The sequence below is a fragment of the Marinobacter sp. UBA3607 genome (genome assembly GCF_002375525.1).
Classification (GTDB): Bacteria; Pseudomonadota; Gammaproteobacteria; order Pseudomonadales; family Oleiphilaceae; genus Marinobacter; species Marinobacter vinifirmus.
The window spans coordinates 1-23,605 of the sequence record NZ_DFLY01000003.1 but is presented as its reverse complement, the minus strand read 5'-3'; the positions used below and the strand labels follow the sequence as shown (position 1 = coordinate 23,605).

At 58.2% G+C, this 23,605-nt stretch carries 27 protein-coding genes, 3 tRNA genes and 1 riboswitch; of the genes, 13 read left to right on the top strand and 17 right to left on the bottom strand.

The window, feature by feature from the left end; all coding sequences use genetic code 11:
* Positions 1 to 15 precede the first annotated feature (15 nt).
* Both mnmC and B2589_RS00380 read right to left on the bottom strand, forming a co-directional pair.
* Complete coding sequence (mnmC, locus tag B2589_RS00385) at positions 16 to 1,893, bottom strand: bifunctional tRNA (5-methylaminomethyl-2-thiouridine)(34)-methyltransferase MnmD/FAD-dependent 5-carboxymethylaminomethyl-2-thiouridine(34) oxidoreductase MnmC (RefSeq protein WP_286815272.1); 1,878 nt, start codon at positions 1,891 to 1,893, stop codon at positions 16 to 18.
* A 4-nt stretch (positions 1,894 to 1,897) separates the two neighbouring features.
* Positions 1,898 to 2,506 (bottom strand): peptidylprolyl isomerase, encoded by a 609-nt coding sequence (locus B2589_RS00380; protein ID WP_286815271.1) that lies wholly within the window; start codon positions 2,504 to 2,506, stop codon positions 1,898 to 1,900.
* A 213-nt stretch (positions 2,507 to 2,719) separates the two neighbouring features.
* Here B2589_RS00380 and B2589_RS00375 point away from each other — a divergent pair, with 213 nt between their 5' ends.
* From B2589_RS00375 to B2589_RS00365, 3 genes are all read left to right on the top strand, one after another.
* Positions 2,720 to 3,301, top strand: a complete 582-nt coding sequence (locus tag B2589_RS00375; RefSeq protein ID WP_286815269.1) for a hypothetical protein — start codon at positions 2,720 to 2,722, stop codon at positions 3,299 to 3,301.
* Between the two features lie 75 nt (positions 3,302 to 3,376).
* Positions 3,377 to 4,081 carry a hypothetical protein gene (locus B2589_RS00370; RefSeq protein WP_036219577.1) on the top strand — a complete coding sequence of 235 codons (705 nt, stop codon included), beginning with the start codon at positions 3,377 to 3,379 and terminating at the stop codon, positions 4,079 to 4,081.
* A gap of 260 nt (positions 4,082 to 4,341) precedes the next feature.
* Positions 4,342 to 4,974, top strand: coding sequence for a hypothetical protein (locus tag B2589_RS00365; RefSeq protein ID WP_286815268.1), 633 nt, complete (start codon positions 4,342 to 4,344; stop codon positions 4,972 to 4,974).
* On the opposite strand, the gene B2589_RS00360 is transcribed toward B2589_RS00365, so the two are convergent.
* Positions 4,928 to 5,590: a cupin domain-containing protein gene (locus tag B2589_RS00360; RefSeq protein WP_286815267.1), complete on the bottom strand. Its 663-nt coding sequence runs from the start codon at positions 5,588 to 5,590 to the stop codon at positions 4,928 to 4,930. The genes B2589_RS00365 and B2589_RS00360 overlap by 47 nt on opposite strands.
* A 19-nt stretch (positions 5,591 to 5,609) precedes the next feature.
* Positions 5,610 to 6,140 carry an isochorismatase family protein gene (locus B2589_RS00355; protein WP_022989254.1) on the bottom strand — a complete coding sequence of 177 codons (531 nt, stop codon included), beginning with the start codon at positions 6,138 to 6,140 and terminating at the stop codon, positions 5,610 to 5,612.
* A 189-nt stretch (positions 6,141 to 6,329) separates the two neighbouring features.
* On the opposite strand from B2589_RS00355, the gene B2589_RS00350 reads away from it, so the two are divergent.
* Both B2589_RS00350 and B2589_RS00345 read left to right on the top strand, forming a co-directional pair.
* Positions 6,330 to 6,420 (top strand) — tRNA-Ser (locus B2589_RS00350).
* Positions 6,421 to 6,583: 163 nt separating this feature from the next.
* Complete coding sequence (locus B2589_RS00345; RefSeq protein ID WP_286815266.1) at positions 6,584 to 7,159, top strand: hypothetical protein; 576 nt, start codon at positions 6,584 to 6,586, stop codon at positions 7,157 to 7,159.
* 32 nt (positions 7,160 to 7,191) lie between these two features.
* Here B2589_RS00345 and B2589_RS00340 read toward each other — a convergent pair whose 3' ends face one another.
* The 3 genes from B2589_RS00340 to B2589_RS00330 all read right to left on the bottom strand — a co-directional run bounded on the left by B2589_RS00340 (position 7,192) and on the right by B2589_RS00330 (position 9,897).
* Entirely contained in the window at positions 7,192 to 8,133 is a 942-nt protein-coding gene (locus B2589_RS00340; protein WP_414673913.1) for an AEC family transporter, read from the bottom strand.
* 89 nt (positions 8,134 to 8,222) lie between these two features.
* Positions 8,223 to 9,236, bottom strand: a complete 1,014-nt coding sequence (locus tag B2589_RS00335; RefSeq protein WP_199457355.1) for a c-type cytochrome — start codon at positions 9,234 to 9,236, stop codon at positions 8,223 to 8,225.
* A gap of 13 nt (positions 9,237 to 9,249) precedes the next feature.
* On the bottom strand, positions 9,250 to 9,897 hold the full coding sequence (locus tag B2589_RS00330) for a c-type cytochrome (RefSeq protein WP_199457356.1): 648 nt from the start codon (positions 9,895 to 9,897) through the stop codon (positions 9,250 to 9,252).
* Between the two features lie 222 nt (positions 9,898 to 10,119).
* Between B2589_RS00330 and B2589_RS00325 the strand changes: the two genes are divergently transcribed.
* Positions 10,120 to 10,524, top strand: a complete 405-nt coding sequence (locus B2589_RS00325; protein ID WP_199457357.1) for a DUF1330 domain-containing protein — start codon at positions 10,120 to 10,122, stop codon at positions 10,522 to 10,524.
* Here B2589_RS00325 and B2589_RS00320 read toward each other — a convergent pair whose 3' ends face one another.
* Both B2589_RS00320 and B2589_RS00315 read right to left on the bottom strand, forming a co-directional pair.
* The gene (locus B2589_RS00320; RefSeq protein ID WP_199457358.1) at positions 10,525 to 10,860 is read right to left on the bottom strand and encodes a branched-chain amino acid transporter permease; all 336 of its coding nucleotides are present in this window, start codon (positions 10,858 to 10,860) and stop codon (positions 10,525 to 10,527) included.
* Positions 10,853 to 11,557 (bottom strand): AzlC family ABC transporter permease, encoded by a 705-nt coding sequence (locus tag B2589_RS00315; RefSeq protein ID WP_199457359.1) that lies wholly within the window; start codon positions 11,555 to 11,557, stop codon positions 10,853 to 10,855. Before B2589_RS00315 ends, B2589_RS00320 begins: the two co-directional genes overlap by 8 nt.
* A 106-nt stretch (positions 11,558 to 11,663) precedes the next feature.
* Here B2589_RS00315 and B2589_RS00310 point away from each other — a divergent pair, with 106 nt between their 5' ends.
* From B2589_RS00310 to pgsA, 4 genes are all read left to right on the top strand, one after another.
* A complete protein-coding gene (locus B2589_RS00310) occupies positions 11,664 to 11,915 on the top strand; it encodes a hypothetical protein (RefSeq protein ID WP_022988955.1) in 252 nt (83 codons plus the stop codon).
* A 92-nt stretch (positions 11,916 to 12,007) separates the two neighbouring features.
* Positions 12,008 to 12,667, top strand: a complete 660-nt coding sequence (uvrY, locus tag B2589_RS00305) for a UvrY/SirA/GacA family response regulator transcription factor (RefSeq protein WP_094625088.1) — start codon at positions 12,008 to 12,010, stop codon at positions 12,665 to 12,667.
* On the top strand, positions 12,651 to 14,510 hold the full coding sequence (gene uvrC / locus B2589_RS00300) for an excinuclease ABC subunit UvrC (protein ID WP_036219419.1): 1,860 nt from the start codon (positions 12,651 to 12,653) through the stop codon (positions 14,508 to 14,510). The genes uvrY and uvrC overlap by 17 nt, the downstream gene beginning before the upstream one ends.
* Positions 14,511 to 14,517: 7 nt before the next feature.
* Positions 14,518 to 15,066: a CDP-diacylglycerol--glycerol-3-phosphate 3-phosphatidyltransferase gene (gene pgsA, locus B2589_RS00295; RefSeq protein WP_022988958.1), complete on the top strand. Its 549-nt coding sequence runs from the start codon at positions 14,518 to 14,520 to the stop codon at positions 15,064 to 15,066.
* 5 nt (positions 15,067 to 15,071) lie between these two features.
* On the opposite strand, the gene B2589_RS00290 is transcribed toward pgsA, so the two are convergent.
* The 7 genes from B2589_RS00290 to thiB form a co-directional block, all read right to left on the bottom strand.
* Positions 15,072 to 15,680 (bottom strand): ABC-type transport auxiliary lipoprotein family protein, encoded by a 609-nt coding sequence (locus tag B2589_RS00290; RefSeq protein ID WP_199457360.1) that lies wholly within the window; start codon positions 15,678 to 15,680, stop codon positions 15,072 to 15,074.
* Positions 15,673 to 16,614, bottom strand: a complete 942-nt coding sequence (locus B2589_RS00285) for an MlaD family protein (protein WP_199457361.1) — start codon at positions 16,612 to 16,614, stop codon at positions 15,673 to 15,675. Before B2589_RS00285 ends, B2589_RS00290 begins: the two co-directional genes overlap by 8 nt.
* Entirely contained in the window at positions 16,614 to 17,435 is an 822-nt protein-coding gene (locus tag B2589_RS00280) for an ABC transporter ATP-binding protein (protein ID WP_286815265.1), read from the bottom strand. The genes B2589_RS00285 and B2589_RS00280 overlap by 1 nt, the downstream gene beginning before the upstream one ends.
* A 3-nt stretch (positions 17,436 to 17,438) precedes the next feature.
* Entirely contained in the window at positions 17,439 to 18,527 is a 1,089-nt protein-coding gene (locus B2589_RS00275; RefSeq protein WP_286815311.1) for an MlaE family ABC transporter permease, read from the bottom strand.
* Between the two features lie 96 nt (positions 18,528 to 18,623).
* The gene (locus B2589_RS00270; RefSeq protein WP_286815264.1) at positions 18,624 to 19,238 is read right to left on the bottom strand and encodes an ATP-binding cassette domain-containing protein; all 615 of its coding nucleotides are present in this window, start codon (positions 19,236 to 19,238) and stop codon (positions 18,624 to 18,626) included.
* Positions 19,231 to 20,913, bottom strand: a complete 1,683-nt coding sequence (gene thiP / locus B2589_RS00265; RefSeq protein WP_199457364.1) for a thiamine/thiamine pyrophosphate ABC transporter permease — start codon at positions 20,911 to 20,913, stop codon at positions 19,231 to 19,233. Before thiP ends, B2589_RS00270 begins: the two co-directional genes overlap by 8 nt.
* A gap of 5 nt (positions 20,914 to 20,918) precedes the next feature.
* Entirely contained in the window at positions 20,919 to 21,920 is a 1,002-nt protein-coding gene (thiB, locus tag B2589_RS00260) for a thiamine ABC transporter substrate binding subunit (protein WP_286815263.1), read from the bottom strand.
* Positions 21,921 to 21,967: 47 nt separating this feature from the next.
* Positions 21,968 to 22,059: riboswitch (TPP riboswitch) on the bottom strand.
* 159 nt (positions 22,060 to 22,218) lie between these two features.
* Here thiB and B2589_RS00255 point away from each other — a divergent pair.
* The 3 genes from B2589_RS00255 (at position 22,219) to B2589_RS00245 (ending at position 23,290) form a co-directional block, all read left to right on the top strand.
* The gene (locus B2589_RS00255) at positions 22,219 to 22,962 is read left to right on the top strand and encodes a murein L,D-transpeptidase catalytic domain family protein (protein WP_058340578.1); all 744 of its coding nucleotides are present in this window, start codon (positions 22,219 to 22,221) and stop codon (positions 22,960 to 22,962) included.
* Positions 22,963 to 23,086: 124 nt separating this feature from the next.
* Positions 23,087 to 23,162: transfer RNA gene (locus B2589_RS00250), tRNA-Gly, on the top strand.
* Between the two features lie 54 nt (positions 23,163 to 23,216).
* Positions 23,217 to 23,290 (top strand) — tRNA-Cys (locus B2589_RS00245).
* A 37-nt stretch (positions 23,291 to 23,327) separates the two neighbouring features.
* Here B2589_RS00245 and B2589_RS00240 read toward each other — a convergent pair.
* Complete coding sequence (locus B2589_RS00240) at positions 23,328 to 23,477, bottom strand: hypothetical protein (protein WP_022988967.1); 150 nt, start codon at positions 23,475 to 23,477, stop codon at positions 23,328 to 23,330.
* Between the last annotated feature and the right edge of the window lie 128 nt (positions 23,478 to 23,605).

Below are 23,605 nucleotides of genomic sequence, written 5' to 3'. Positions count from 1 at the left end.
ATCCTCGGCCGCCAGTCAGTCCGGCTTGGGGTATAACCTCGAGCTTTCCACCCGGCGGATCAGCGGCTCCGGCAAGCTCAATGGTTGGCCGGTTATCCGGTCCGCCAGGTACTCTGCCATGAGTGGTGCCCAAGTCAGACCCTTGCTGCCATATCCGGTCAGCAGGTAGGCGCCCGGCACTTCCTGCCCGTTTTCATCCTTGAGTTCGTCCGCCACCGGCTGATAATCATGGCTGGCGCAACGGAAAGAAACCCGACCTGCAAGCTCGCTGGCATCAGGCCCATGGTCGCCCATGACGGCAGGCAGCAGCTCTGCCAGTTGCTCGATATTTTCCTGGTGGCTTTCCGGCGTCACGTCCGGGTTGTTGTCTCTCAGGTCAAAGGTCGCACCGGTTACTGCGATTCCACTCATGGCGGGGTTCAGGTACTTGGTTCCACAGATGACCGCCCCTGGCAGGTTATAGTTTTCTGCGGGCAAGCAGGTGACCTGTCCCCGAATCGGCTTCAGCCGCAGTTTACCGTTGGCCGGGTTCAGGCTGGCGGACTCGTGACCGCCTGCAATCACCAGCCTCGCTGCGCTCAGCCGCTGGCCATCCTGACTGTCAATCGTCCAGCCTTTGCCGTCAGACCTCACCGTGAGTACATTGAAACCAAATACCCGTTGGATTCCCGGGTGATCGGCAAGGGCAGCGCAGGCCTTTGCCGGCTCAAGCCAGCCAGAACCGGGAAACCACAGGCCGCTGGCCGTTACCTTCAGGCCGGCGCGCTTCGAACCAAGCTCTTCATCCACCTGTTCCAGCAGTTCGACCGGGTACTGGCAGCGTTCAAGGAATTTCTGCTGACGATGCTGCTCCTGCTCGTTGGAGGCCAGCTGCAGCAGGCCAGTGGGGTGCCAGAACTGTCCGGCCCAGCGCCGGTAATAGCGCTGGCTGAAACTCAACGCGGTTGCGGCCAGTTCGGTCTGGGCATTGTATTCCACGCCCAGTTTCACATAGAGCGCGCCTTGGGCATTACCGGAGGCACCGGCGCCGGGCTGATCGGCCCGGTCAATCAGCACAACAGGAACCCCCCGTTCCGCTAGGTTGCGGGCGAGGGTGGTGCCGGCAATTCCGGCACCGATGATCGCGACTGTTGATCGGTAAGCTGTTCCGGAGTCAGCCCCGGAAGCCTCAAGCTGGCCGGTCAGCATTTCCCGCTTGCGACCGAAGCCCGGTACCTTTTGCATGGAAAACCCGGCATCGATCAGTGCCCGGCGCACCCGACCCACAGAGGTGAAGGTGGCCAGCGTGGTGCCGGGTTTGCTGTGGTTGCGAATCTGGCCGATGGCGTCTTCCAACCACATCTCCGGATTCAGCGACGGGGCAAAGCCGTCCAGGAACCAGGCATCCGCCTGGAAGGAGAGGTCTCGCCAGGCATCCAGAACATCACCGAAATACAACGTCAGCCGGATTCGCCCGCCCGCCAGTACCAGCCGGTGAGTTCCCTGAATCAGTGGTGGGTAATGGGCGATGAGTTCGGCAGCCTGGGAGGCAAGCTCCGGCCAGAACGACAGGGCTTTTTCCAGGTCACTCCGGGTCAGGGGAAACCGCTCCACAGACACAAAGTGCAGAATGGCAGAATCATCTTTCGGCCGGCAGTCGAGCCACTCGGCCCAGGCGGCCAGGAAGTTCAGCCCGGTACCAAAGCCGGTTTCCGCAACCACAAAATGACGGTTATCGGCCAGCTCAGCAAAACGCTCCCGGAGCCGGTTGCGGCCGATGAATACATAGCGGGTTTCTTCCAGCCCGTTGTCGCGACTGAAGTACACATCACCAAAGCGGGCAGATTCCGGCACACCATCGCGCCAGACAAGATCCGCCGGCTCCATGGCCGGCGGCAGAACAGGGTTGGCCATAGAGTCAGTCTTCGGCAGCAGCCCGGGTTACCTGCTCGATGATCACAGAGCGAACGGGCACATCGGCCATGCCACGAACGCGGGCCGTTTTAACACCGGCAATGGCGTCCACCACATCCATGCCTTCTGTGACTTTGCCAAATACCGCATATCCGGCACCGTTGGCGCCCTTGTTCAGGTAGGGGTTGTCGACCAGGTTGATGAAGAACTGGGAGGTGGCGGAATCCGGTGCGCTGGTGCGGGCCATTGCAATGGTGCCGCGCTCGTTAGGCAGATCGGCGGAGGCCTCGTTAACAATGGCCTCTTCGGTGGACTTGCGGGACATGTCTTCAGTAAATCCGCCGCCCTGAATCATGAAATCGGCGATTACGCGGTGGAAAATCGTGCCGTTGTAGAAGCCTTTATCGACATAGCCCAGGAAGTTTTCGACCGTTTTCGGAGCGACATCCGGGCGCAGCTCCAGGGAAAAATCACCGTGAGAGGTTTCAAACCGCACTTCCGGACGCTCGTTTACAGGCTCTTCGGCCTGCACCGGAGCGGCAGCCATCAGGGGCAGTGCGAGGGCAAACAGGGCGGGCTTCACATTAAACAGGCTTTTTACGGTATTTGTCATTTCAACAGTACTCGCGGTTTCAGGAATGGATCGCTTGGCTGACATAATGTCTGAAATCGTAACCTGTGCACAATTCTAACAGATACTTAACCATTGAATGCCCACGATGGTAGACAGTTGAATAAGCTGGGTTATCCTTAAAATGTGTAGGTTTGAAAGTCATGTTGCCGATTCGGGTTGTACGGTAATCACTTTGAATACAGGAGAAGTCTGGTGAGATTCCGTTTATTAACGCAGGCTGGTGCGGTGGCGTCTGCCTTCGCCGTCTTTGCCGGTTCCGCGCCAATGGCCTTGGCTTCTGAGCAGGAAAACTGGAGCTACACACCGGCGTTTCTGCCGGTATCAGAAGCCGGTATGTCTGCGGTGTCCGCTCACGGCAGTGTGCGGTTGCAGGAGTTGCTGCGAGCGGGTGGTGGCACCCAGCCAGCCCACCTTGAGAGCCCGGATTATGTCACCCGTGTGAATGCGCCATCCGGTGAGGTTAGCGGAGACAGCCTTGCGGACTTGGGCACTGCCGGTGCAGATGTGGCCAATGTCCTTGAAGACCTGCTGGCGTCGCTACCCGATTTGCTGGACATGGACTTCAAGATTGTCGGCATCAAATACCGGCCGGGCGAAGAGGTCGTCACTCTGGGCAGTGATGGCGCAATCCATGTTGCCTTCCCGGAGACCGTGGACCTGGTCAGCATCGAAAATCTTAACGTAGGCGGTGGAGACGGCCCGCCACTAGGCGATATCAACCTCTATGATCTAAGCTTTCACCGGGATTCCAGAATCCGCATCCAGGGAGAATAATGCTCAGCCGGGTGCGGTTCGTTCGTGCCGGGCCGGGTTGTACGGTTGAAACTGTACCAGCGGGAGCGTTTGCCAGTGAAAGTACACAAAGGGTTTGAGGAAAAGTCCCGGCTTGGTCGGTTGCTGATCAACCGGGGTTATATCTCGGAAGGCCAGCTGGAAGCCGGCCTGAAAATCCAGCATGACACCGGCCAACGCCTGGGTGAGGTGCTCGTAGAAGCCGGTTGGCTTACCGAGCGGGAACTGCACCGGGTTCTCAAACACCAGGCCCGTTACCGCAACGCCGCCGCACTGGTGGCCATGGTCACCGTCCCTTTCCAGCCCCTGGTCACCTTTGCCTCAGGCAACTCCAATGCCGCCCTGGCTCCGGTGGTGGCGGGTGAGATGTATGGCGGCTTTGCGCCCATGACCGAAGAGGAAATGGCCAGCATAACTGCGGGGAGCGAGATTGGGCTTCTGGAGCGTATTGAGACCGTCGCTGATCCGGAAACCGCCCGGGACCCGGTTAACACCCTGAAACTGGCCTCCCACATATTCTCTCCGGTGTTGAGCTTCGTCGATTCGGACCTCAGTATTTCCGGCGTCCATTACCGGGAAGGCGAACCCCAATACCGTATCCGCGATGACGGTGCACTTCAGTTGCTGCTGCCGGAGCGCATCGAGGAAGTTCGTCTCGACAATATTCGTGTCACCAACAGTCAGACACCGCCTATTGGCAATATCAGCATTCAGGATATCCGTTTCCATCCGGATTCCCGGATGACGATTCACCTGCATTAGCCGTCATTGCGGCTTTGAGCCTTGCTTGCCAGCCTGTCATTTAGTGATAGAGTGCCGTTTTCGCATTTCTGACGGGACAGTTTCATGCCTTTGAATGTATGGGTGCTGGTAGCGGCTCAGGCGCTGGCCATGTGCACGGCTCCTTTTATCGTATTTATCGGAAGTATTCAGGGGCGGCTGCTGGCGCCGGCACCGGAACTGGCCACCTTGCCGGTACCCTGGTTGTGGTGGCGGTCGGTTATCGGCCTTCCGGGGAACGGGTGGCCGAGACTGTCGTGGGTGGTGGTCGCCCCATGCGTGAGATTCTCGCCAATCCCTTGGTCTGGACCGCCATCAGTGGTGCAGCCATTGGTTATGTGGTGATGAGCTTTATCATGACTGCAACGCCCCTGAGTATGACGGAAATGGCCGGGCACGATTTTGACGACGCCAAGCGGGTAATCCAGCTGCACATCATGGCCATGTACCTGCCGTCTCTTATCTCCGGATGGCTGATCCGGGTGGTGGGCATCCCCTTGATGATGACTGTCGGCTTGCTGGCCTATCTGGGGTGTATTCTGTTGGCCGCGGCAGGCATCAGCTTCCACCATTATTTATGGGCCCTGATCCTGCTCGGGGTGGGCTGGAACTTCCTGTTTGTCGGCGGCACCACCCTGTTGCCTCAGGGCTATCGGGATTCAGAGCGATTCCGGGTACAGGGCCTCAATGACATCATGGTATTCAGCGCCCAGGCCACGGCGGCGCTGAGTGCCGGAGCCGTGCTGACAGCCCTGGGCTGGGCTTCGCTGTTAATGGTTGCCGTGCCGCTGCTGGTACTGCACGCTTTGTTGATGGCAGCCTGGCTGCTCAGGCGCCAGCCGGCAGGGGCAGGTGGCCGGCCTTCACCCAGATAACGGTTTCCTGGTCTACGAACGGGTGATGCTGGCTCAGGTGCGGGCTGCGCATCCAGGTACCTTCCGGATAACGGCCGTGTTCATCGCAGAACTCGCCAGATAGCACCAGTATTTCCTCGCCACCAAAGTGCCGGTGGGGCTGGAACACCTCATTGGCCGGCCATTTCACAAGGGCCACATGCTCATGCTCGAAATCGTGCAGGGGCATTACCTGCAGCCCGCCAATGCCCGGCAACCATTCAGCCTGATTGGTATCGACACGAACGGTTGCGGTGTCCCTCGGATCAAACTGGTGCAGCTTCACCAACAGGGTGCAACCTTCTTCGCTGAAGGGCGCGTGGCCAGTGCCGGGCGGGTTCCGGAGGTAGGTGCCGGCCGGGTAATGGCCGGTCTCGTCGGAGAATACCCCCTCCAATACCAGGATTTCCTCGCCCAGTGGGTGCTCATGCCGCTTGAAGGAAGAACCGGGTTTGTAGCGAACTATGCTGGTGGCATGGCCCCGTTCGGCCTCTTCCCGTGCCAGCGGCTTGCGCTCCACACCCGCCGCCGGGCTGGGTTGCCATTCCTGTTCGCGGGTATGAACAACCACTCGCTGGGAGAAATCCATATTCAGCATGAAAAACCTCGAATAAGTGCTATTTGATCAGTGCCTGAACGTCCCGGAACCTGGGGTGGCGACAGTCTACCATCCACTCGAACGCTACCATCTCTGTGGTAACTATCCGGGCGCCACTCTGGTGCAGGCGGTCCAGCGCTACGTCCCGGTCGAAATCATTCCGGGAGCCGGTTGCATCCGCAACCACCCAGACCTTGTAACCGGCATCCAGAAGGCTCAGGGCCGTTTGCAGCATACATACGTGGGTTTCGCAGCCTCCGATGACAATATGCTGGCGGCCTTCAGGCAGGGCATCAATGAGCCCGTCCGGGCAGGCATCGAAATGGTATTTGCTGACGGTGTGGTGGCAAAGCTCCCGAACACTTTCCACGTTCGGGCCCAGCTTGTCCGGAACCTGCTCCGTGGCGATGACCGGCACCTCCAGCAAGCCCGCAATTGTCGCCAGCAGGGTGCAGCGGTCGACCACCTCCATTCCCTGACTGATTGCAGGCATCAGCCTGGCCTGTACATCGACAAGAAGCAGGGTGGACTGTTCGGCTTTCATTAACATAAAGAGGCTCCGGATATTGTGGGTGTTTGATGACAAGGATAGCCAATTTAGTCGCCGGAAATCCGCCAACACGGATTTTCAGGATTTTTTTAAAGGAATCGCTTCATTGCGGTTGCCAAACGCCAGCAAAACTATTAAAGTTTGCGCCCTCAAATGAGCGACAACGTAGCTGATTTGAAACAGTTTATTGGAGAGGTGGCCGAGTGGCTGAAGGCGCACGCCTGGAAAGTGTGTATACGTTAATAGCGTATCGAGGGTTCGAATCCCTCCCTCTCCGCCAATAAAAGAACCCCGGCAGAAATGCCGGGGTTTTTTATTGGGCTGAATAATCCCTCCAGCAGTAAGCATTAACCGCTACCCCGCACCAAACACCCCCACAAAACTGACATCAGTCAAATCGCCACCCCCCCTGAATTTTCTAACTTGTTCTCCATGCCAAGGAAATGAAATATCTTCCAAAACCGGAGAGTCAGAATGAAAAAACACCAACTTGCATTGCGGCCGACGGGGCAACTGAATCTGATCTGTCTGGCACCAAGGTGGCCTCCTTCCCGGATCTGGCGTTGGTAGGTGGTGCACAGAAGTTTATCGATAAGAATGACAGCGGCTGGAACCCGGCTCTGTTCCAGTCTGTGCGTAACCAGGACTTTGAGGCCCGTTATGACCGGGTACGCTACGACGCACCCGCCTTTGGCCCGGTCAAACTGGCAGTAAGTCAGGGCTGTAAGGGTGGCCAGGATATTACTGAAGTTGCTGCCACCTATAACACCGCGATTGACGGCCTTGGCCGTTTATCAGCAGCTGTTGGTTACTCCACAAGAGATGTTGGAGGCGCAGCAGGCGATGTTGAGCATAAAGTCATCGGCTCCGACGTAGAAATCTACGGCGCAGCCTACGTCTACCAGCCCATCAAGCGCCTGGACGTATACTTCGCCTACAACAACTTCGCGCTGGATGCTGACAACGGCGACTATGACGATGTAAACATCGCCATGATCGGCAGCCGCCTGAAGTTCTGATCGCCTGAAACCTCAGTCCGCCGGGCAGGGCATTACGCCAGCCCGGTGGACTGCAGTATGAAGACCCCCGCCGTTACCGTTACGCTGGCCAGTAAGGTGGTCAGTGCAATGATATTGGCCGCCATGCGGTCGTTCCCGCCCAAAGCCTTCACCATGACAAAACTCGCCGCTGCCGTCGGGCTGGCGAAGAACAGGAACATCAGGCCCAGTTCCCGGCCTTCGAATCCCGCCAACCACGCCGCCAGTGTGCACAGGGCCGGCAAACTCACCATTTTCCATACCGACGCTCCCAGCGCCGGGCCACTGTCTGTTCTGATGGCTTTCAGGGAAACGGTGGCGCCAATGCAGAGCAGGGCCAGTGGCAGGGTGAGAGAGGCAAAGTAATTGCCGCTGGTCATCACCCATTGTGGAAGGCTGACCTCCCAGGCGGCGAAGGGAATGGCGATAACCACGGCAATAATCAGCGGATTGCGAACCACGTCTTTAACGGTATTCGAGAAGCTCATGCTTTTACCCGGCTGATACGCCAGCAATACCACAACAGACAGCACGTTGTAGGAAATAATCACCAGCCCCAGCAATATGCCGCCGGCAGACAAGCCGTAATCGCCATAAAGGTTGGCCGCCAAGGCCAGGCCGACAATCCCGCAATTACCCCGGAACGCACCTTGCACATAGACGCCCCGGTCATCTTTGCTCACTCGCCGGATTGCCCAGAACCAGACAGCGCCGAAGCTGGCCAGTGTTGCTGCCAGGTAGAACAGCAGCAGTTTGACGTTGAACGCCGTCGTCAGATCTGCCCGGATGATGCTGAGGAATACCAGGGTTGGCAGCGTGGCCTTGAACACCAGGGCGGAAGCGGTGCTGACAAAGTTCTGGTCTATCCAGCCAATCCGGCGCAGGCCGATGCCGATAAAGACCATGGCAAAAACCGGCAGGGTGGTTTCAAGGGTGTGGGCGAAGGTTGCTAACAGGCCGCTCAAGGGACAACTTACTCCTCTGGAACAAACAACGAAAAAGGCCTCCGCTGGGGAGGCCTGGTGTCGGCATTATAACCGGTCTTTCAGTCGAAGTTCCTTGAGCGGATGGTATCAGGCTTCAGGAAAGGCTTTTCGCCGGTATTGTCGTGGTCAGCCAGCACCTTGCCGTCGTGCTCGCGAACCTGGCCGTACATGGAGTGCTTGTGGAAGGTAGGCCCGAATTGCTCCAGGGTTTCTTTCACGTCGCCGGTGTAGCGCGGGTCTTGCGGGCGCTCCTGGCTGTCCATGTAGAAAGCGATGTCCCAGGCTTCCTGGTCACTCAGGGAGTTGGGCTGGCCCAGAGGCATGTTGTTCTTGATAAAGCCGGCTGCGGTGAACAGGCGCACAATGCCTGCACCCCAGTTGTTGGACATATCGCCCCAGGGTGCCGGGAATACGGTGTGGCCATCTACGCGCAGGCCAGAGCCATCTTCCTGGTGGCAAACGGCACAGTTTTCCTCGTACAGCTTTTCACCGTTAGCGTAGCTGAGTTCCGCCGGGCGCTCTGGTGCAGGGAAGCCGCGGCCGTAAATGGGCTGCTTCGGGTACATTTCCACGCCGGTGGCCAGCCACTGGTGGTAGGCAGACAGTGCCAGCATGTTGTCACTGCCGTATTCCAGCGGCTTGCCATTCATGGAGTAAGTAAAACAACCGGCAATACGTTCTTCCAGGTTGTTTACATGGCCATTCTTGCCACGGTAACCGGGCAGGGTAACAGCTGCTGGCCAGATCGGCGCGCTGAACGGCATGCGGCCTTCACCCAGGTGGCAGCTGGAGCAGTTCATGTTGTTGAACACATTCTCGCCACGTAGTTGCTGGGTGTTGGTGAACAGGTCGTAGCCCTTGCGGATGACCTTTTTCAGTTCCGGATGGATGTCCGCTTCTTCCAGGTCTGCCATGGTAGGCGGAATGTGCACCAGCTGGTTTTCCTTCGGGGCCGGAAAGCCCATAGAGGTCAACTGATCGATGTAAGCCTGGGTTGTGTCTTCATTAGCCGCCAGGTTAGCCGAGAACGCAAAGGTTCCAGACAGGGCGACAGTAAGCAGTTTGCGCATCATGATAGGTGTCCCCTTATTTGCTGCCGGCGCTCTGGTTGGCAAGCCATACGGCTACCGCGTGAATGTCTTCATCGCTCATGCGTCGGGCGATGGAGCCCATCAGGTCCTGCGGATCGTTCTTGCGGGTGCCTTCTTTCCAGGCTTTCAGCTGGGTTTCGATATAACCGGCATGCTGGCCGGCAATGCCCGGGAATACATCACCGGCACCGCGGTTGCCAGGGCCATGGCAGCTTTTGCAGGAAACAATGTACTGGGACCAGTCGCCGCGTTCGGCCAGCTGTTGACCACGCTTCAGCGTGGCCTCCTCGGCATTTGCACCACCCTGGCCAGCCGTGGGTTCCAGTTGGCTGTAATAGGCAGCAACATCGGCAATTTTCTGGTCGTCCAGCATGTTCACGAACGGGGTCATGGTCGCGTTTACCCGAGTGCCTTTCTTGATGTCGTGAATCTGCTTGGCGAAGTAGGTGGCATTCAGACCGGCCAGCCGTGGCCAGGATTCTCCACCTTCAATGTGCATGCCGCTGCCGTCTGCCTGGTGGCAGGCAATACACAGGTTGGCAACTTCTTTGCCACGTTCAGCATCACCTTCGGTTGCAGCCAGCGCAAAGCCCGCATAGGCAGCCAGCCCGAATGCAGCCAGCGTAATCGGAATTTTTCTCACGGTCGGTAGCCTCTCTATTCTTATATATGCGCACTTAGTACTAAAAGTTATTTCGATATAGCTTGCACAAAGCGCGCAATTCTCGCTTGACGAAGGTCAACAATGCAAGCGGACTTATCCGAAAGGCTAATACGAGGATGCATGCGCCGGGAATTTCGTTTACTGTCTGAGATGCAAACCGGAAGTCAGCAAACATCGTTATAACGAAAAGCAGGGACACCTATGGCGACCGTCAACCCTTCTCAGGAAGAGCTTAGGAAAGTTTTGCAAGAGACGCCAAAAGATCAGCCGGTAGTAATGCTGAATCTGCTTCGGTTTCGTGACCAGGCGGCCTACAAAGACGACACAGAAAACTGCTCGGGGCGGGATGCCTATAAGCGGTATATGGACGAAGCGGCAGAATGCGTGCGCTCGGTTGGCGCAGAGGTAATCTGGTCCGGCCGCAGTGTGGGTTCGCTGATTGCGCCGCCCGACGAATCCTGGGACCAGGTATTGCTGGTACGTTACCCCTCCATCAACGCCTTCCTGGCGATGATCGAAAGCCCTGAATACAAAGGTGTGGTAAAGCACCGTACCGCCGCGCTGGAAGACTCCAGGCTGGTGGCCAATGTTGAAGGCTCGCCCTGATCAGACCAGCCAGCCGGATTGCTGGATCGTCATATAGGCAACCGTACCCACCGCAATAGAGAGCAGGGCATTACGCCGCCACAGGTGTACAGCTACCACCAGCAATCCCGGCAGGATGGCGTCCAGCCCTGGCAGGCTTGCGCTCCAGTTCGCGGAACGCTGCAGGAATACGATGGCCAGCAGGGCCATAACCGCGGCCGGCAGAAACCGGCCAATATGCTGCAGCAACGGGTGTTCTGTGTGGCGTTCAAAAAACAGGAAGGGCACCACCCGGGTGGCAAAGGTTGCCGCCGCTGAAATGGCAATGAACGCGGCCAGGTAATAAGTGTCAGTCATGGCTGGCCTCCGCTGCCGGCAGACGGTTCTTGAGCTGGCGATACTGGATCAGGAGAATGCCGGTGACAATTGCGATCGCGAGAATCAGCTGATGAGATGGCCCGACCAGCACCATTGAGATCCCGGCGGCAAAGGCACCGGCCCAGAGCGGGAAGCTGTCGCCCAGGGCCTTGATCTGTTCAATCGTCAATACAATAAACAGCGCGACCAGCGCGAATTCAATACCGGTGCTGTCGAACGCCACCATCTCTCCCAGCAGTGCGCCAATTCCGCAACCGGCAATCCAGTAAGCCTGGTTGAACGCGGTAATGCGGAAGTCCACTTCCTGCTCGTGGTGTTTGTCTGAGGACAGCGGACGACTGGTTAGCAGGGAATACGTCTCGTCTGTCAAGCCGAAAATCAGATAGCCTTTACGCCAGCCAGCACCCCGGAACCGACCCAGCAGGGACAACCCGTAAAACAGGTGCCGGGCGTTCAGTACAAACATGGCAACTGCGACCTCAAGCAGCCCTGCGTTGGCGGCCAGCAGGCTGACGGCCAGGATCTGCCCGGAACCGGCATAGATCACCAGGCCCATGAGCGGCGCGACCCACCAGGCATAGTCCAGCTGGGTGGTGAACAGCACCCCGAAGGCCATACCCAGTGGAATGTAGCCGAACAGAATCGGCAGTGTCAGGCGAAAGACGTTCTGGTTCATTAGCATCCAAACGTTACGAAAGCGGCGATGATAGTCAAAGCGCACAGGGTTTTGAAGAGCGCAAAAACCGAAAACCCCGTACCATACGCCCCGGACTGGAGGATTTATGACCGACGATACCGCTTATGTGCCCGATGAAGATCCGCGCCAGGAAAAGTTCGTAGTAGACGCAGACCTGCTTACCCAGGACCAGCTGGAAGGGCTGGCGGAAGAATATTGCACCCGTTACCACGGCCTGAACGATACCGAGAACCCGCTGGCGGAACGAAGCCGGGTACTTGCTGCCGTAAAACGGGGAGAGCTGGTCGTGTGGTTTGACCCGGTGGAAAACACCGCGGGGCTGGGCGCTCCCGCCTGATTTCCATCGTTTTCAGGCCCCTACCTACCCGATGGGCGGTGTAAACGGTACAATCACCGTGATTTTTCGTCTACCTGACTGCGAGGTGAGCTTTGATCAGGGTACTGGTTGTAGATGACCACGAGCTGGTGCGCTCCGGTATAACCCGCATGTTAGCCGACAATCCCGATCTCGACGTGATTGGCCAGGCTTCATCCGGAGAGGACGCCATCGAGTTTGTGCGAGAGAACCGACCGGATATCGTTCTGATGGACATTCGCATGCCAGGAATCGGTGGCCTGGAAGCCACCCGTCGTATCCTGCGCCTGGACGACTCTATTCGAGTGATTGTGGTAACCGCCTGCGCGGATGATCCTTACCCCTCCCGAGTGATGCAAAGTGGCGCCCAGGCGTACATCACCAAGGGCGCGGACATCCAGGAAATGGTGCGTGCCATTCGCAAGGCCCATTCCGGACAGCGTTACATCAGCCCGGAAATTGCCCAGAAGATGGCGCTGAAGCAGCTGGCGGGTGAAAAGGACGACGATGGCGAACTGGCAAAGTTCGATCGTTTGTCTGAACGGGAAATGCAGATTGCCATGATGGTGGTGGATTGCCAGAAGGTTCAGGATATCTCCGATAAACTCTGCCTCAGCCCCAAAACCGTGAACAGCTACCGCTACCGGATTTTCGAGAAGCTGGAGATTTCCAGTGATGTAGAGCTGGCGCTGATGGCCGTACGGCTTGGATTGCTGGATGCCGACAAGGTCTGACCCCCAGCAAGGATCCGGGGAGTTCGACAGTAAAGACTTCCTGAAACAGCTTACTGAACGCCCCGGCGTGTATCGTATGTACGATGGCGCCGGGAATATTCTGTACGTGGGAAAAGCCCGCAACCTGAAAAAGCGGGTGAGCAGTTATTTCCGCAAGACCGGCCTGGCCCCGAAAACCGAAGCACTGGTGGGCAAGATCGAGTCCATCGAGGTAACGATTACCGGCAGCGAAACCGAAGCATTGCTGCTGGAACAAAACCTGATCAAGTCGCTGCGGCCGCCGTACAACATCCTGCTGCGGGATGACAAATCCTACCCCTATATCTACCTGTCTTCTCACAGCGACTATCCCTCGCTGACCTTCCGCCGTGGCCGCACCAAAAAGGGTGGCGGTACCTGGTTCGGGCCGTTTCCAAGCTCCGGTGCCGTCAAGGAAAGCCTTAATATCCTGCAGAAGGTTTTCCGTATAAGGTCTTGTAGTGAAAGCTATTTCAGGAACCGTAACCGACCTTGCCTGCAGTATCAGATTAACCGGTGCACGGCCCCTTGTGTGGGTTACGTAACACCGGAGGAGTACCAGCAGGATATCCGCCATGCCACCATGTTCCTGGAAGGCAAGAACCCGGCCATTATCCACGATCTGATGAATGCCATGGAGCAGGCGGCCAGGAACCTGGAGTTTGAGAAAGCGGCCACCTACCGGGACCAGGTCAACCATCTTCGCCATGTTCAGGAGCAGCAATCCATTGAAGGCGAGGGCGGCGATGCCGATGTGATCGCCATTGCCCAGGATGCCGGCGTGGTGTGTATTGTGGTGATCATCGTTCGTGGTGGCCGGGTGCTGGGCACCAAGGACTACTTCCCGAGGTTTTCACTCGAGCAGTCCGAAGGTGAACTGCTCTCGGCGTTTCTGGGCCAGTACTACTTTGGCGGTGATACCCGCCGGGAAATTCCCCGGGACATCCTCGTGCCGGTTGCCGTGGAAGGGCAGGAACTGCTGGCAGAAGCCCTCAGCGAGGCCGCCAACCGGGAAACCCGAATTCGGGGCAATGTGCGGGGCGAACGCAAGCGCTGGCTGGAACTGGCCATGACCAACGCCCGGCAAACATTGCTTACCCACCTGGCCAGCAAGGAAACCGTGTATCGCCGTTTGCTGGCGCTGCGGGACCTGCTGGAGCTGGCTGAAACCCCGTCCCGAATGGAATGTTTCGACATCAGCCACAGCCATGGGGAAAATACCGTCGCATCCTGTGTGGTTTTCGACGAGAATGGGCCACTGAAAAGCGATTACCGGCTATATAACATTGAGGGCGTGAAGGCCGGTGACGACTATGCCGCCATGCGCCAGGTGTTGACCCGTCGCTACCGCCGGCTGGTGAGCGGTGATGGCAAACGGCCAGACCTCGTTTTCATCGACGGTGGTAAAGGCCAGCTGAACATTGCCCGGGAAGTCTTTGAAGAACTGGGAATTTCCGATATCCCGCTGATTGGCGTGGCCAAGGGCGTTACCCGCCGCGCCGGCATGGAGCAGCTGATCGACGCCATGACAGACGCGGTATTCCGGGTACCGGCCGATTCTCCGGCGCTGCACCTGATCCAGCATATCCGGGACGAATCCCACCGGTTTGCTATTACCGGCCACCGGGCGCGCCGGGACAAGAAACGCCGGCAATCCACCCTGGAAGGCATCGAAGGGGTAGGGCCGAAGCGCCGCCGGGAGCTGATCCGCTACTTCGGCGGCATACAGGAATTACGTAAAGCCAGTGTGGATGAGATGGCCAAGGTTCAGGGCATCAGCAAGTCACTGGCAGAATCCATATACGCAGCATTGCACGACGAATAGGAACACCATGAATTTACCGAACCTGCTGACCATGTCCCGCATCGTGATGATCCCGGTGTTTGTGGTGATTTTCTACCTGCCGGTGCAGTGGAGTTACCTGGTCAGCGCCATCATCTTTGCCCTGGCCGGTGTGACCGACTGGCTGGACGGCTACCTGGCCCGCAAACTGAACCAGAGTACGCCTTTCGGTGCGTTTCTGGACCCGGTGGCGGACAAACTGATGGTGGCCGTGGCCCTGGCGGTGCTGATTGAAGAATACTCAGCGGTGCTGCTGACAATTCCGGCCACGGTGATTATTGGCCGGGAAATTGTGATTTCCGCCTTGCGGGAATGGATGGCAGAGGTGGGTAGCCGCGCCAGTGTGGCGGTGTCGTACATCGGCAAGGTCAAGACCACCGCCCAGATGGCGGCCATTGTCGGTTTGCTAGCGTTTCCTCCCGGTCAAATGCTGTCGTACGTTGCGATCGGCCTGCTTTACATCGCAGCCGGGCTCACACTCTGGTCTATGTTCCTGTACCTGAAAGCGGCCTGGCCGGATTTGTTCCCTTCAAAATAACAGGCTCAGGCGTCTGCCAGGCAATCCCGGCTCCATCGGGTTATGTCTTTCGAAAGCGCGGATGCTGCGCGAGAGAAGGCAGACATCAGGTCGTCCAGTTTTGCGCTGGCAGCCAGTGCCTCCTCGCGCTGATCCAATACGCACAGGCTTTTCCGGGAGCGGTTTTCCATCAGTTCGGTGTGCAGGTGTATGACCACCGTGGTGCCGTCTGCGTGGGTCTCGGCGTGAAAGCCGGTCAGTTCGGTGACCAGTGTTAACCCTGCCGTAGCCGGACTGGTGTCAGTCATCACGCTGGTGAAGCCGCCGCTCTGGCGAAATTCCTGAATCAGGTAATCCCTCAAAACCACGGGAATACTGTCGCGCCAGCGGGCGCCGGGCAGTGCCTGGAACTCGTAGGGTGTGGGCTTTACCAGAACCCGGGTACTGTCCAGCGGATCGGATGCCAGCGGAGTGTCCACCCGGAGCGCAGCAGGCCGGGGCGTATCGAACACTTCCCGTTCAGCGGGGGGTGCCAGTTCCATCAGGCGCGGTGCTTCAGGAATCGGGAACACGGTGCAGGCAGACAGGGCAAGGGCCCCGGCCAGTGCGAAAATGCCTCTGCTTGGCTTAGTCATTGCTGTACTCCTGGATTCGGCCGCCGCCCCAGATGGTGCCTCTCGGGTCTTGCTCAAGCCTGCGGGTAAACGAGTTCAGGTTGCGGAGGGTGCTGCGCAGCTCCCGTAAGGCCGGTGTGAGCTCGCCCAGGCCCTGAAGCCCGGAGTCCAGTGCACCTTCGTTATTACCGGTCACACGGTTCAGCCGGTCCAGGGTGGGCTGCAGGGTTGAGATGGCCTTATCCATAGACTCCAGTACCGGCGTAATCTGCTCGCCTAACACCACGCGCGCATGGTCAGAGGTGGCGGATACCTTTACGGCAGCTTCTTCTGCCCGTATCGCTGCCGCATCGAACTGCTCCATCAGGGCCATCATGTCATCCCGGCTTGCCAGCAGCGACTCGGTTGCTAACCGGGTGTTGTGCAGAATGGTGGCTACGTTGCCCAGGTTTTCCTCGTTCAATAGCTGGTTCATGCTGGTCAGCAGGCGTTCGGCCTTCGACAACATGGCTTCGCCGTTATTGAGCAGGTTGGAAAACGCAGAGGGCTCGGCACTGATCAGCGGTGGATTCTCCCGGCCGCCTTCAAGCACCGGACTGTCCGGGCTGCCGCCGGTAAACTGCACGCTCATGCTGCCGGTGATATTGGCCAGCACCAGTTCGGCACGGGTGTTTTCACGCACGGGAATATCACTGCGAACCCGTACCAGCACACGAACATGGGCCGGGTTGTCGGGTGCCAGAGTCAATTCCAGCACGTCACCCACCGGCACACCGCTGTAAAGCACCGCATTACCCTTGGACAGGCCCCCTACCGGGTGGTCGAAACCGATCTGGTAATAACTCCACTCCTGGTCTGCCGAGGACTTGCCCAGCCACAGGGCGAACAGCAAGGCGGCGGTAACGGCCAGCAGCGTAAATAATCCGATAATAACGTGATGGGCTTTTGGCTCCATTAACCGGGCTCCTGTTCGGTCAGCCTGTTGTGTGCATCAATCGCGGCCCGCCCGCGGGGGCCGTGGAAGTAGTCCTGAATCCAGCTGTCATCCTTACGGGACACGTTATCCAGGGTATCTGCCACCAGCACCTTGCGCTGGGACAACACCGCCACCCGGTCGCAGGTGGTGTACAGGGTATCCAGATCGTGGGTAACCAGGAATACCGTTAACCCCAGGGCATTTCGCAGGGTGACAATCAGTTCGTCAAACGCGGCAGCGCCGATCGGGTCCAGCCCCGCTGTGGGCTCGTCCAGAAACAATATTTCAGGGTCCAGGGCCAGCGCCCGGGCCAGCGCTGCACGTTTCACCATGCCGCCGGATAACTCCGCCGGGTATTTGCGGGCCGCCTCGGGCTGCAAGCCGGTCAGGGCCAGCTTCATGCGGGCCAGTTCTTCCGCTTCGGCCCGCTTCAGCCCCGCGTGCTCGATCAGGGGCAGGGCAATATTCTGTTCCAGATTCAGGGAGGTAAATAGAGCGCCGCCCTGAAACAGCACGCCAAACCGCTGCTCATAAAGCGAACGTTCCGGTGCTGACAGCTCTGTTAGATCCTGCCCGAATACCGTGATGTGGCCCGCCGTCGGCGTGTTCAAGCCGACAATGCTGCGAAGCAGCACGGATTTACCCGTGCCGGATCCGCCAACCACGCCGAGGATTTCACCGGGGTAGAGGTCGAGGTCCAGGTCTTCATGCACAGAGTGACTGCCAAAACGATTGTTCAGGCCCCGAACCTGAATGATCGGCGTTTGGTGCGTGTGGTTATCCCGCGTGCCCATGGCCATGCCTTACCAACCCATTTCCATAAAGAATAGCGCGGCTACGGAATCCAGCAGTATGACCATAAAGATAGATTGCACCACGCTGGAGGTGGTGTGCTCACCCACGGACTGTGCGCTGCCCGACACCTTGAAACCTTCCAGGCAGCCGATCACGGCAATCAGGAAGGCAAACACGGGTGCTTTGCCGATACCCACCAGGAAATGTTTCAGGGCAATATCCCGCTCCACGATGGCCATAAACTGACTGGGCGGAATATCCAGTGCCAGTGCACACACCACGGCACCACCAACCATGCCCGCCATCATGCCAACAAAGGTCAGCACCGGCAGGCTCACCATCATGGCCAGTACCCTGGGGACTACAAGAAGCTCCACGGGGTTAAGGCCCAGGGTACGAATGGCATCCAGTTCTTCGTTGACCTTCATGGCCCCGATCTGGGCTGTGAAGGCACTGGCGGTCCGGCCGGCCAGCAAAATGGCCGCTAACAGTACGCCGAATTCCCGCAGGAATGAGAAAGCGACCAGGTCTACGGTATAAATGGTCGCGCCAAAGTCCTCCAGCACTGTGGCACCCAGAAACGCGACGACAGCCCCCACAAGAAACGTGAGCAGGGCAACAATCGGAAGGGCATTCAGGCCGGTGTCGTGCACAGCGGCCACGAACGGCGTAAAGCGCCAGCGCTTTGGCCGTGGGAGTATGTAGAACAGGGTGGACAAGGTCTGGCCAATAAAACCGGACAGCAGCCATAACAGGCGGGTTAGCCGGGTGACCTTCTCTCCGGTGATTGCCAGCATGTTCAGCAGTGGATTAACCGTGGCTGGCGCCGGTGCGGATTCACACATGGATTCCGCTACGGCTTTAAGGAGTGCTTGCTGGGCTTCGGGCAGGGACGGTTGCTCCAGGGCGGCAAGCACCGGTTCCGCACCCAGCATTTTAACCATCAGGGACGCGCCCGCGGTATCCAGCCGGCCAAGGCGGCTGAATTCCGGCTTCAGTGAAGCGTTCTCTGCCTTGAATTGCGATACCTGCCGGTTCAGGGCCGGGTAATGGGCAAGGGTCCAGTCTCCGGCAAAGGTCACCGTATTGCCGGACAACTCAAGGGAGCCGGCAGGCTCGCCGGCTTTGGCTGTAGTAAGGCCCGAAGTTATCGCCACAGAATGAAAAAATCCCTGCCAGAAGTCTTAGCAAGCTTAAAGATTCCAGTTGCTGTCTGCCAGTATCTTTCGGTCTTCTTCATCATGGCTGGCCAGGATCAGGGTAATGCCGCTGTCCTTTTCCTGCAGTAACAGGTCGCGGATGATGGCCCTGGCATCCGGGTCCAGCCCGGTCATGGGTTCATCCAGCAGCAGTACCGGTTTGCGCCGCAGAATGGCGCGCAGCAGGGCAACTCGTTGCCGCTGGCCACCGGATAGTTCGCCGGGCAGCCGTGTACCAAAACCGCCGAGCCCGGTTTGTTCAAGACCCTGCCCAATGGCCGATTGCTGTTCGGGGGACAGCTTCATGCCCGGGTGCAGGCCAAGACCGATATTGGTGAAGACATCCAGGTGTTCGAACAGGTTGTGCTCCTGGAACACGCTTGTTACCGGCCGCTCCCAGGCGGGCAGGTTATGGATAGCTTGGTTGTTCCAGAGAATTTCTCCGCTTTTGGGTGCGAGAAAACCGGCAACCAGGTTCAGCAAGGTGGATTTACCGGTTCCACTGGCACCGCGTACTGCGAGGCAATGCCCGGCGGCGACCGAGAAGTGGAAGCGCCACTCCTCCGACTGATCCGGGTACTGGAAACACAGGTTTCTTAGTTCAAGCATGACGAGGCTCCGGAGCGGCGGCGGGGGCAGGCTCTGTGTTTGTGCCCGGGGCCGGCCGGGCAACCCGGGACAGCAGGGCGAAGAGGGTCACCAGTAATACAAGCAACCACAGCCCGGTGCCAGCCGCTTCGCTGATTCGGTAACTGCCCAGCTGCTGGTAAAGCAGAACCGGCAAAGTGGGCTGCCCGGGGCTACCGAACAGGGCAATTACCCCGAAATCTCCCAGCGACAGGGCAATGCCATAGGCCAGCCCCAGGGCGATTGGCCGGCGCAGCCGTGGCCAGTACAGCCAGCGCCAGCGATACCAGCCCAGGATGCCCAGCTGGTCCGCCTGGTTCAGGGTGTTCTTGTCGATGGCATTCAGTGGCCCACGCAGCACCTGCAGCACAAATGGAATGGCCATCAAACCGTTAATCATAGACACCAGTACCCAGCCTTGTGCGCTGTTCCCGAGCTGGGGCCGCAATAACAGGAACAGGCCGGTACCAAGCACCAGGGGCGGCACAATCAGCGGCAGATAACCCGTGGTAACCGGAATGGCCGCCAGTATCCGGTTTTCGGATTTGTTGGCGGCCGCCAGTGTGAACAGACTGGCGACAACCGCACCAAGCCCGGCGGGAACGGCAATCAACAAACTGCGGCCTGTGGCGGGGAGCAGTTGTCCGTAGATAGATGGCATGGGAGAGGCCGGCCAGAGTGCCGGCAAACCGCGTAACGCGATGGCCAGCAGGGGAAGCGTCAGGAAAGCGGAAAAGATGCCCAGCAGCAACACGCGCCCCAGACCCTGCCCGGGGCTGTCTTTTAAAGAGACAGGTTCAGCAAACCGCCGATCCGGAAGTAGTGAGGACTCCAGGCGGTTCCGGAACACAAGCCACCACAGGCTGCCGCAAATAACCAGCTGAATGGTGGCCAGGATGGCGGCCTGGCCGAAATCGAATTCGAACCGCAACGCCTGGTAAATGGCCACTTCAAGGGTTGTGGCGCGAGGCCCGCCACCCAGGGTCATGATGATGGCGAAGCTGGTAAAGCACAGGGTAAATACCAATGCTGACACCCCGGGCAGGACCGGCCGTAGTGCGGGCCATCGAACCGTACGCCAGAGCCACCAGCCACTCAACCCGAGCTGGGAAGCAACCCGCAACCTCGGTGCCGGAACCGATTCCAGTGCTTGCAGAAGAATGCGTGCGGCCAGCGGTGCGTTGAAAAATAGGTGGGCCAGTAAGATTCCATTCAGGCCGTAAAGGCTCCAGCCGTGATCAGGCAGCCACCCGTTCAGAAGACTGGTCAGCCAGCCCTGGCGACCGTACACCCCGATGATGCCTGAAACCGCCACAATGGTGGGAAGCACCAGGCTCAGCTCCATCAACCGAAGCAGCAGGCTACGACCGGGAAAATGGCTGAGCCGGGCCAGTGTCATGGCCACCGGCAGCGCAATGAGCAGGCTTAGAAAGACCGATAACACCGCCTGCCAAACCGTAAACCAGACAACACCTCTTAAATAGCGGCTGTGCCACAGCTCTTCGAATTCCAGCGTGCCAGCTGTGTGAAGCAGTGCCCCGAGCCCCAACAGCACCAGCCCGATCAAGGCCAGCGCAATGATCAGGCCCGGAGCCAGTTGCCACGCAGGGGCGCTGAATGGAGCAGGGCGCAGGGGTTGTGGTTGGTTGGCGGCCATTGGGTTCAGCGGGTCATGGCGTCCAGCCAGGCATTCACCAGTGAGCGGCGTACACGGGCGACCTCTGCCGGTTCCAGATAGAGGGCTTTGGACGGGCTGATCAGCCGGTCAAATACCTCCGGCAATTCGTCACCAAGGTCGATAGCCGGATACATCACATTCTTCAACGGAATATGGCGCTGGAAGGCCGGCGACAACATGAACTCCATGAATTCCCGGCCGAGGGCCTGACTCCTGGAGCTATTCACCAGTGCGGCAACCTCGACCTGAAGGTAATGGCCTTCTTCAAAACGGGCCGCCTGGTAACGGTCTGTGTTATCGACCGCCATGTGATAGGCCGGGGACGTACTGTAAGAAAGGATCATCGGGGCTTCGCCGTTCATGAACAGTGAAAAATACCCGTCACTCCAGCTCTGGGTCGTCGCCAGTACCTTGCCACTGAGTTGCTGCCATTTAGCGTGGGCGTCATCGCCATAAACCGCGTGCATCCAGAGCAGCAGGCCGAGGCCGGGGGTGCTGGTGCGGGGATCCTGGATGATGATTTTCAGGTCATCCGGTGCATTGACCAGCTCTTCCAGGCTTTCAGGAGGTTCCGGCAGCAGCTCGGTATCGTACACAAAGGCGAAGTAGCCCCAGTCGTAGGGCACGAAGGTGTCGTCCTGCCAGTCGACAGGGAGAGCCAGGTTGTTCAGTGTCAGCGTGTGCGGAGCCAGTAAACCGGTTTGCCGGGCGGCTTCCATGGTGGCGGTATCCAGCCCCAACACCACATCGGCAGTGGTTGAACTGCCCTCCAGGCGCAGTCGCTGAAGTATATCGCCGCCGCTTTCCAGCACTGTATAGTTCAGCGTGCAATCACATTGCTCTTCAAATGCCTGCTTGACCGCGGGCCCGGGGCCCCATTCCGCTGCAAACGACGGGTGAGTATAAACGTTCAAAACCTGCGCAGGTTCGGCAGTAGCCAAAGCCGGGAGCAGGGCGGCGAAGAGTAGAGGCAAGCGGAAACGCATAGTGATTACACCTTGGCTATGGAGGGGCCATGCCGCGGTAACCACTGGAAAAGTGGCGGCTCAATCCCTACGCCGGTATTAGCCGGGTCAGGTTCCGCGGGTATGGTCTCAGCCCTGTCGGGCACCCCGTTGAGTCTTGGCGATTCTACCACGCCCGCGTGACGGTCTGTAATTTGTAACTTTGATTACGGTCTGTTTAAAAACTGTACAAAGGTGTCGGGATTCTCATTATTTGCTGTTAGAATAGTGCAAATTTCAATCGGATAGACCGTATTCTTCACCTATAGAGGTAAGGTGCATGCCCAAGCATCGCAATCTGCTCAAATTTTGTACAGCAATGTCCGGCCTTCTTTTTTCAGTGCTTTTTGCCACCAGCACCCAGGCCCAGTCCCTGAATAACCAGCTTTTTGATCGCCTTTCCAGTGCAGCCCCGAAACTGAACCCATCGGTTCTTGAAGCGGCTTTCAAGGCAACCCAGTGCGCCATCAGTAATGGAACAGCGATGCCGGAGAGGCTTGCTGTTATTGATTTTTCCCTGCCATCCAGCGAAGAACGCCTCTGGCTGTTTGACCTGGCCGATGGCAGCCTGGTTCTGAGGGAGCTGGTTGCCCACGGTAAAAACTCCGGCGACCGCGAAGCGAGTGCTTTCTCCAACATTGAGGGCAGCCACCAGTCCAGCATCGGACTGTTCAAGGCGGCGGAATCCTACAGCGGTGCCCACGGCTACTCCCTGCGGCTGGACGGACTGGAGCCGGGCTTCAATGACCTGGCTCGCCAGCGCGCCATTGTCATTCACGGGGCAGACTACGTAGAGAAGAGCTGGGTGAACAAATACGGTCGCATTGGCCGCAGCCACGGCTGCCCGGCGGTAGACCGCGATGTGATCGCAAAGGTAGTAGACAACCTGAAAGGCGGCCAGCTGGTTTTCAAATACTACCCGGATGAAGAATGGCTGCAGGCTTCCAGCTACCTGAACTGCGACAGCGGCAACCAGCTTGCCGGTTCCCTTCAGGCGAACGCGGATGACGCCAGCCGGTCCTGACCGGTTTGGCTAAATTTTGTGCACATTAGCAATAAAAACAGAAACTTGAAAAAAAGGTGTTGACGCGCGAAGCGTAATCCGTAGAATACGCAGCCGTTGAGGAGGCAACGCCTCTGAACGAAGAGCGGGAATAGCTCAGTTGGTAGAGCACAACCTTGCCAAGGTTGGGGTCGCGAGTTCGAATCTCGTTTCCCGCTCCATTTTCCAAGTCTCTCACGCCCCCTGAGAGCAAAAGCCAGATTCCAGGCTTACCCGGCGCGGTGGCAGAGTGGTTATGCAGCGGACTGCAACTCCGTGTACGCCGGTTCGATTCCGACCCGCGCCTCCATTTTTTTCCTTACGAAAATCATCGGTTTATCCGAGCTTTATTGGCTGACTGCCTTTCGCTCAGGTACGTCTGACTGCGTTAGCATGCGGCCAACTACATACCCTGCTGCCACGCCGACCAGTGCTGAAACCGGCCCGATGAAGCCGCCTACCAGTCCACCAACAAACATCAGTACCACGCTTTTCATACAGACTCCTCCTGCCTTCCTGGCAACTGCATTGGTCCGAGTATAGGACATTGTGCCTGACTGTGGTTGACCCACCCGTGTAGCCTCGTCAAAATACTGTATATGTAAGGCTCTTCACTTATCCGTGT